Annotated in this window: 3 protein-coding genes; all 3 read right to left on the reverse strand. The window is 65.7% G+C overall.

The features are described from left to right. Positions 1-494: esterase-like activity of phytase family protein (locus AC097L_RS23960; protein WP_479589234.1), on the reverse strand; the 494-nt coding region annotated here is incomplete at its 3' end. Between the two features lie 47 nt (positions 495-541). Next, the gene (locus tag AC097L_RS23965) at positions 542-1,330 is read right to left on the reverse strand and encodes an inositol monophosphatase family protein (RefSeq protein WP_479589235.1); all 789 of its coding nucleotides are present in this window, start codon (positions 1,328-1,330) and stop codon (positions 542-544) included. Continuing rightward, positions 1,327-1,537 (reverse strand): TOBE domain-containing protein (locus AC097L_RS23970; RefSeq protein WP_479589236.1); only part of this gene is annotated, 211 nt, incomplete at its 5' end. The genes AC097L_RS23965 and AC097L_RS23970, both read right to left, overlap by 4 nt.

The raw sequence follows: 1,537 nt of genomic DNA on the forward strand, positions 1-1,537 counted from the left end.
AAAAACGGCACTTTGCGGTCGGGGTCGTGCAAAAAGCTGGTGCCGTTGTGGGTCACCGAACCTTGGGCCCAGTCGGCCTGGACCCGGTGCACCATCAGCAAAGCGTCTTGCGAGTTGATCTTGTTGCCAAAGCCGTTGTCGGTCAGGGTCAGGAACTGGTCGTTGCCCAGGGGGACGATGCCGGAAAACCCCTGCACCGATTGCCCTTGCATCGGCAGGCTACCGCCCGACTTGCGGGGGTACTTGGGGTCGCCGACGAAGCTGATGCCGGGGACGCTGCCCAGGGTGTCGCTGCGCAAGCGGTTCGCGGCGGTGAATTTGCCCGAGGTGGCAAACAGCGGACCGGCATTTTCGGGGGCTGCGACGCTGGTGGTGGCGGGCAGGGCGGCGTGGCCGGCCAGAATGGCGGTGACTTCGGTTTGGGCCTGGGCAGCGCCCATGGCCAGAGTCAGCGCCGCGGCAGACGCGCAAGCAGACAACGGGAAGTGCAACATAGGACACCTTGTGGTGGAGCGGGGGTTTTCGGGGAGTTCGTCGCGGTTCAGGTCGGATCGATCAACGCCAGCAGTGGCGCGTAGAGGTGCGCACCGGCGGCGATGATGGGGTTGCCGTCGTGCAGGCCGTTGTCGGCCAGGAAGTCATTCACCTGGCCCCCGGCTTCCTGCACCAGCACGATAGCGGCCAGGCAGTCCCAGGAGTTGATGTGCGGCTCGTAGTAGCCAATCAGCCGCCCGGCGGCCACATAGGACAGCATCAGCGCGCCAGAGCCGTTGCGGATGAACATGCCGCCGCCCGACAGCACCCGGTCCAGGAAGGGCACACAGGCACTCACCGGCACCCGGTGCGAGAAGCCCACACCCAGCACGCCTTCGGTGATGCTGCGGGCGCTGTGGGCCTGCATGGGCAACTGGTTCACAAACGCGCCCTGGCCTGTGCAGGCGTGGAACATCTCGTCGCTGTTCGGGTCAAACACCACGCCGATCACCGGCTTGCCCGCGTGCATGACCGCGATGGACAGGCACCAGGCGTGCATGCCGTTGACGAAGCAGGCCGTGCCGTCGATCGGGTCGATCACCCACAGGTAGTCGGCATCGGCATGGTCGAGCCCGCCTTCTTCACCCAGAAAACCGTCGTCGGCAAAGCGTGCCAGCACCTGGGCGCGGATGTACAGCTCGGTGTCTTTGTCCGCCGCGCTCACCATGTCCTGCAAGCCCTTGGACTCGATCACCAATTGGTCACGCTTGCGAAACCATTCCAGGGCCTGCAGCCCGGCCTGGCGGGCGATGCTTTGGGCCAGCGCGTAGCGCGCAGCTATCGCAGCGGTGCTCATGCGCGGCCTCCCACGATGCATACGCCGTGGTCGGCAAAGCCAATGCCGACCGACGCACCCACGGCCAGCGGCTGCTGCACATCGGTCTGGCGCACAAACAACTCACCCAGTGGCGACTCCACCGCGTACTGCATTTCCGTGCCTAAAAAGGCGGCGTGGCGCACCTGGCCCACCAGGATGTGCTGGGGGGTGGCGGGGACCAGATGC

Source organism: Rhodoferax sp. RT5P35 (assembly GCF_056521385.1).

What these genes read in the sequence shown, in the direction of transcription:
- AC097L_RS23965 (WP_479589235.1), bottom strand. Translation starts at nt 1,330, where the DNA reads ATGAGCACCGCTGCGATAGCTGCGCGCTACGCGCTGGCCCAAAGCATC.